Annotated in this window: 7 protein-coding genes; 3 read left to right on the top strand and 4 right to left on the bottom strand. The window is 62.8% G+C overall.

Going from position 1 to position 6,867, the window contains the following annotated elements:
* Positions 1-154: 154 nt before the first annotated feature.
* Positions 155-2,818, top strand: coding sequence for an aconitate hydratase AcnA (acnA, locus tag GWP04_06630; protein NIA25228.1), 2,664 nt, complete (start codon positions 155-157; stop codon positions 2,816-2,818).
* Between the two features lie 52 nt (positions 2,819-2,870).
* Here the strand turns inward: acnA and GWP04_06635 are convergent, their stop codons facing one another.
* Positions 2,871-3,569: an FkbM family methyltransferase gene (locus GWP04_06635; protein ID NIA25229.1), complete on the bottom strand. Its 699-nt coding sequence runs from the start codon at positions 3,567-3,569 to the stop codon at positions 2,871-2,873.
* A 212-nt stretch (positions 3,570-3,781) separates the two neighbouring features.
* Between GWP04_06635 and GWP04_06640 the strand changes: the two genes are divergently transcribed.
* The gene (locus GWP04_06640) at positions 3,782-4,312 is read left to right on the top strand and encodes a redoxin domain-containing protein (GenBank protein ID NIA25230.1); all 531 of its coding nucleotides are present in this window, start codon (positions 3,782-3,784) and stop codon (positions 4,310-4,312) included.
* Here the strand turns inward: GWP04_06640 and GWP04_06645 are convergent.
* Entirely contained in the window at positions 4,296-4,460 is a 165-nt protein-coding gene (locus tag GWP04_06645) for a hypothetical protein (protein NIA25231.1), read from the bottom strand. The genes GWP04_06640 and GWP04_06645 overlap by 17 nt on opposite strands.
* The gene (locus tag GWP04_06650; protein ID NIA25232.1) at positions 4,460-5,197 is read right to left on the bottom strand and encodes a sortase; all 738 of its coding nucleotides are present in this window, start codon (positions 5,195-5,197) and stop codon (positions 4,460-4,462) included. The genes GWP04_06645 and GWP04_06650 overlap by 1 nt, the downstream gene beginning before the upstream one ends.
* An 85-nt stretch (positions 5,198-5,282) precedes the next feature.
* Here GWP04_06650 and GWP04_06655 point away from each other — a divergent pair, with 85 nt between their 5' ends.
* Positions 5,283-5,918, top strand: a complete 636-nt coding sequence (locus GWP04_06655; protein ID NIA25233.1) for a hypothetical protein — start codon at positions 5,283-5,285, stop codon at positions 5,916-5,918.
* Between the two features lie 13 nt (positions 5,919-5,931).
* Here the strand turns inward: GWP04_06655 and GWP04_06660 are convergent, their stop codons facing one another.
* A complete protein-coding gene (locus GWP04_06660) occupies positions 5,932-6,843 on the bottom strand; it encodes an HD domain-containing protein (GenBank protein NIA25234.1) in 912 nt (303 codons plus the stop codon).
* Between the last annotated feature and the right edge of the window lie 24 nt (positions 6,844-6,867).

A 6,867-nucleotide genomic window follows, 5' to 3' on the forward strand; every position in this document is an offset into this window, starting at 1 on the left:
CCGCGACCTGCCCGAGCTCACCACGACCGATCCGAGCGGCGTTCCTGGCCGGCAGAACGCCGTAAAGGTTGCCTGTCGAGGCACCAGGAACAGGTCAGACTGGCACCAGTGTGGGGGTCGGTACACTGGCCTCATTCTCCCAGTGAGGTGACGCATGACCGATCCAGCCCGCCACACATTGATCACACCGCTCGGTGAGCGAACCGTCTACCGCCTCGATGCGATCGACGCCGATCTCGGAAGGCTCCCGTACTCCATCAAGGTGCTCCTCGAGGCGACACTCCGCAATATCGACGGTCATGCGGTGACCGAAGCGAATGTCCGTACGGTCGCCGCATACGATCATGCCGAACTCGGCAGGACCGAGATACCCTTCATGCCGGGCAGAGTCGTTCTCCAGGACTTCACAGGGGTCCCCGCGCTGGTCGACCTCGCTGCCATGCGCAGCGCGATCGTTCGCATGACCGGGGACGAGCGATCCGCCGAGAAGGTCAACCCCCTCGTACCGTGCGATCTCGTCATCGACCACTCTGTACAGGTCGACGCGTTCAACTCCGGCATGGCGCTGCGCATCAACGCCGAGAAGGAGTTCGAGCGCAACAAGGAACGGTACGAGTTCCTCAAGTGGGGGAAATCTGCGTTTTCGAACTTCCGTGTCGTCCCGCCCGAAACCGGGATCGTTCACCAGGTCAACCTCGAATACCTCGCCAAGGTCGTGTGGGACGACGGAACGTCCCTGTACCCGGACAGCCTCGTCGGCACCGACTCGCACACGACGATGATCAACGGCCTCGGCGTCCTCGGATGGGGTGTCGGCGGTATCGAAGCCGAAGCGGTGATGCTCGGACAACCCATCTACATGCTCATCCCTGAAGTCGTCGGATTCCGCCTCAGCGGCAAACTCGCCGAAGGAGCCACTGCGACCGACCTCGTACTGAAGGTCACGCAGATGCTCAGAAGCCATGGTGTGGTCGGCAAGTTCGTCGAGTTCTGCGGACCGGGCCTCGACGACATGCCACTCGCGAACCGGGCAACCCTGGCGAACATGGCCCCTGAATACGGCGCCACCATGGGATTCTTTCCGGTCGATCAGCAGACGCTCACGTACCTTCGGCTGACCGGTCGCGATGAGCGACTCGTCGAGACCGTCGAGATGTACTGCAGGCAACAGGGACTCTGGCGCGACGACAGCGTTGCTGCAGACTATGTCTCACATCTGGAACTCGACATGGGAACCGTCGTGCCGGCGCTCGCGGGCCCGAAACGGCCGCAGGACCGCATCGAGCTGACCGACATGAGAGGCCAGTGGCACAACGATCTGGCCTCAACGTTCGGTCGGGACGATGGCACGACTGTCAAGACCGACACCAAGGTCACGTTGGACGACGACGCGTTCGACCTGGCCGACGGTGACGTGGTCATCGCGGCGATCACCTCCTGCACCAACACATCCAATCCGAATGTGATGGTCGGAGCAGGTCTCGTTGCTCGCAAGGCCCGCGAGCGCGGCCTGACCCGCAAGCCATGGGTAAAGACCTCGCTTGCACCTGGATCAAAGGTGGTAACCGATTACCTGACAGAGTCCGGACTCCTCGACGACCTCGAATCGTGCGGTTTCTACATCGTCGGGTACGGATGCACGACCTGCATCGGCAACTCCGGTCCGCTACCGGAGCCGATCCACGACGCTATCCAGGGATACGACCTCGTAGCCACATCGGTGCTGTCGGGAAACCGGAACTTCGAAGGCAGGATCTCGCCCGACGTGAAAGCGAACTACCTCGCGTCGCCGCCATTGGTCGTTGCATACGCGCTGGCAGGCACCGTCGACATCGACCTGACCTCCGATCCCATCGGGACCGATCTGAATGGCAACGACGTGTACCTGCGGGATATCTGGCCAACCCAGTCCGAGATCGACGCGATCGTCACCGAACACGTCCGCCGCGACGAGTTCGAGAAGGAATACGCCAACGTCTTCGAGGGACCCACTCCGTGGCGAGCGATCGAGACGAGCGGCGGTGCCCTATACGACTGGGATGAGAGCAGCACCTACATCCAGGAACCGCCGTTCTTCGTCGGGCTCTCGACCAAGGCACCGGCAATCCAGCCGATTCGCGGTGCGCGCGTGCTCGCGAAGCTGGGCGAATCGATCACGACCGACCACATCAGCCCCGCAGGAGCGATCAGTCCCGACTCTCCAGCAGGCAAGTACCTGCTCGAGCACGGTGTGAAACCGGCGATGTTCAACAGCTTCGGTTCACGCCGCGGCAACGACCGTGTGATGACTCGCGGCACGTTCGGCAACATCCGCGTGCGCAACCAGCTCGCACCAGGGACCGAGGGTGGATTCACGACCGACCTCCTCGACGGTCAGGTCAAGACGATCTACGAGGCGAGTCTCCACTACAAGGAGGCGGATGTTCCATTGGTCGTCCTGGCCGGCAAGGACTACGGCATGGGCAGCTCACGGGACTGGGCGGCCAAAGGCACGTTCCTGCTCGGCGTGCGCGCCGTGCTCGCCGAGAGCTACGAGCGGATCCACCGTTCGAACCTGGTCGGCATGGGCGTGCTGCCACTCGAATTCCCTGCCGGCGAGAACACCGACAGCCTGGGACTCGACGGCACCGAGACGTTCGACATCGAGATCGACGACACGCTCGAGCCGCGCCAGCAGGTGCAGATCACCGCCACCAGGGCAGACGGTACCGCCAAGAAGTTCGTCGCCACGGCGCGCATCGATACGCCTATCGAGGCCGACTATTACCGCAACGGAGGCATCCTCCACATGGTGTTACGGAGGATGGCGTCAGAGTGACACGCGTCTCGTCAATGCTGGCAGTACCACGTGCAGTCAGCATTGACGAGACTCAGAGGAAGAGGTAGTTGTTCTCGCTCGGCGTCACTTCGCCGACCGGGGCCAGCACACCGTCGGCGAACGCGTGCATCCGGTACCCATACCGGGTCAGGAACTCCACAACCTCCCTGGGATGCATGCCATATCTGCCGAGATGGCGCTCTTCGATCTCCAGCAGAATCGCTGGATGCCAGCGCTCGATGGACGTGCGGGCTCCTTCAAGCAGGGTGAGTTCCGAGCCTTCAACGTCGGCTTTGATGAAATCGATCCGGCGAATCGTCCTGTCGAGCACGAAACGATCGACGGTGGTCATCGGAATCGTCAAGGAGCGCAGACCCGTGAACCCGTCCGGAACCTGCTCCGCCGCCTTGCTGTGGACCGAGGCGAGGAAGGCCCGGGTGGTGAACGGGACACCATGCCAGGAAGGAATCAGGATTTCCATGGAGCCTTCCTCATCGGCAAGACCGACGCGATGGACACTGACGGTGTTCATCCTCAGCAGCCGCCGTGCACGCTCAATGGCGCGATAGGGTCGTGGCCTCGGCTCGAAGGCATGGACCTGCCCGCTCGGCCCCGCCATGCGGGCTAGCAGGTACGTGTAAGTTCCTCCCGCGGCGCCGATGTCGAAACAGACATCGCCTGGCGCCACAACTCCATCGAGCGCCAGCATCTCCTTTTCGAGATACGGGATCTGCTCGAGCACGGATTCCAACGCTCGCTCCGCCCATCTGGATCTCAATGGCCGCATGGCGACCGTTCCCCAAATACACGGCAAGAAATGAGACTGTTTTCTCCTCCGAGCTCTCTTGAACGGACCATGGCCTCGAGGCTACCGCGCCGCGTGTGATCGGTCAGGGCACGGAATCGATTCGCTTGCACCACCCGGACTCTGCACTGCACAGCCGTAGCTACCCTGTGGCCTTCATGAAGCGCTACAGGGTATTGATCGCGGCGATGGCCATCGCTCTGGCACTGGCCGGTTGCCTCTCGGCCGGCGCAGAGAAGCCGATCGTCGGCTCCCCGGATCCTGATGCACGGGTCGCGGCAGACTTCAAGATCGATCTCATCGACGGCGGTTCGTTCACCTTGTCCGCTGCCCTCGCAGACCGTCCCGTGGTCATCAACTTCTGGGCATCATGGTGCCCGCCGTGCCGCCAGGAGATGCCTGATCTGGAGCAGGTCTCTCGCGATGTTCCCGGAGTGAAGTTCATCGGCATTGCGATCGACGATACGGAGGCGAATGCTGCGTCCTACGCCCGCCAGATCGGCGTGACGTATCCCATCGCCGTGGATACGAACTACGCGATCTCCGACGCCTACGGCATCCACGTCCTTCCACAGACCTGGCTGGTCACACAGAACGGCACGATCGTTCGCACGATCCAAGGTGGTGTCACCAGAGCGTCCCTCACCAGGTATATCGAAGAGGACCTCGGCGTCAGCGCGGGAAGCTGACGACGCCCACCGTTCCCCCGCTGTCGAGGAGGAATCCTCCCCATTCGAACAGAAGCCCCAACAGCACCAACAGGATGAGCACCCCGATCACGATCAGGAGAATCCGCAGCACAGGCGGCCCCGGCAAGGCATCGTAGAGGCGGCCCATCAGGAAGCACCCGCAGCGCCCAGGTCCTTTTCGGCCTCGGCATACAGCAGATTTGGGCCGTCGACGAGCTCGGCCTGGACGATCAGGCGTTCCCTTGCCGAGTACCTGGGGTTGCAGGTCGTCAAGGTCAGCCATGCGCCTCGCTTGGGATCGGTGACCCAGACGTCGGTCGCCCTGACGATGAGAACCTCGCGCACCTCGTACACATGTCGACCGAGTGCGGTCTCGACGATGATCTGGTCACCGACCGACACCTCGTCGAGCTTGAAGAACGGTGCACCGTAGGTCGTGCGGTGGCCGCTGATCACCGCGTTACCGGGCTGGCCAGGGAGTGGAGTCCACGGCATGTGACCGGGTCCCTTCTTGAGGGTGGCTCGATCCACTCCTTCGAAGATCACCTTGTCGAGATCGATCACCGGAATCTTGATTCTGCCGAACGCGGCACCCTCTTCAGGTGCCGGTTCCAGGTAGTGAACTACCGAGATCGGCTTCGACTGCGTCGGTGAGGTCGGTGTCGAGCTCTGCGGCAGCGTCGGGTCGTCTTCGACCGGCGGTGCTGAGGGGAGCAGAATCGTCTCGGCGACCTCCACTTGAACGGCTGCAGCTTGAAGGTGCTCGGCAAGCTCGGTCTCTGCCGCCTGCTGGGAACGCGCCGTCCACACGTTCGTCATGACGAGTTGATAGGCAAGGAAGGCAAGCAGCAGCCCACCGAGTGACATCATCACCCAGCCAGTCACTCTTAGTGATCTTCGCACCTTCATTAGTGGCTACAGCGTATCAAAAGACGTTGAGTACCGGGGTACTATCTCACCTCTCTCCAGGATGGCAACCGCCCGCTTCCTGGTACGGTTTGCAGTGATGTTGTGGCTTGCGCTCGTTCTGTTCATCGCGATGACCGTTGCGCTGCTCCGCGGAGGCCGTCTGATCAACCTCGCCGACATCCGTCTGCGCTTCTGGTGGCTCCTCCTGCTCGGTTTCGGCATCCAGGCGGCAACCGGATTCCTCCCCGCGGAGGAAGCATGGACCCGACCGACCGCCACCACGATGATCCTGGTTTCGTACCTGCCCCTGTTGATCCTGGTGCTCATCAACCGTCAGCGCGAGGGGATGTGGCTCGCCGGCCTCGGCATTCTGATGAACTTCTCGGTGATCGCACTCAATGGTGGCATGCCTGTCCTCGAAGGTGCAGCGGCGGTCGCCGGTGGACTGAGCGAAGGAAGCGGAGCGATGGCCCTGGCCCTGGACTTCAAGCACGTCGTTCTCGACGCTTCGACGCGGCTTCCCTTCCTGGCCGACGTGATGCCGGTACGACTCTTCGGCACCGGCCAGGTGATCTCACTCGGGGACGTCCTCCTCGCCGTCGGGCTGGGCAGGTTCCTCGAAGACGAACTCCGCAAACCTGTTCGCTGGTTCAAGAGAGGCATCCACACCGAGGGTGGATCGGCCTCACACCGCTGACCGGGGCGACAGGTCAGACCGTCCCGCGCCGTTCGAGAACCCGCCGCACGGTATTGACCACGTCAGGGTCGTAGTCATAGGCGGCGCCTCGGTGCAGCACTTCGAGACCTTCGAGCGCCGAGAATCCCAGCTCCATCGTGGCATGGTCGTACGCGCTTGCGGCCTTGATGATCTTCGAGGCGATGGGAAGGCTCGGGTCACGCTGCTCTCCGGGACGCCGATACGGCTCGTGCTGACGAGCCACGAGACTGGCGACCTTCGCGAGATAGGGAGACTCGGCAACGATCTCCGCTCCCCAGCCGGCAATGTCCTCGTCGGTGAACCCACGCCGCAGAATGCTCGGCTCGTTCAGCGTGATCCTCCCGATGTCGTGCATGAGCGCCGCGTACCGTACCTCGATCACTTCGGCCGGGGTCAGCCCGAGGCCCTGGGCCGTCTCTACGGCAAGGGCGCTGGTGCGGTCCGAGTGGCCGTCGAGTGCGAGTCCCGCCACCTCGGGAATTCGCGAGAGCGCACGGATCGTCTGGCCATACGTCCGCCGAGCCTCGAGATACCGGAAGAACGCCACGTGGGCGAACGCATACGGCAACGCTGCGATCAGCACGGCCCAGACCTGCATCTGCTCCCAGGAGAAACCGAACAGCGCTCCCGTGGCCATCATGCTCATCACGACCATCCAGTCGCCCAGCCCGAGCAGCCACAGGTACCGCCTGCTCAGACCGCGCTCGGCCGTGGTCATGAACGCCCAGAGACCGGCCTCGATGACGAACCAAACGGCTCCCGCGGCAGCGAACGCGACGAGACGATTCCACGGCTCTCTGGCCCAAGGGATGCCGACATCGGGGATGAGCACGGCGACCACGAGAGCATACGTCAGTGCATACATGCTGAGACCAAACCCAAGCCGCAGCATGTCTGCAGTCACGTGTCCAAGTCCGTCGCCGCGTAC

Source organism: Gammaproteobacteria bacterium, from assembly GCA_011682695.1.
GTDB lineage: Bacteria > Actinomycetota > Acidimicrobiia > Spongiisociales > UBA4744 > BMS3Bbin01.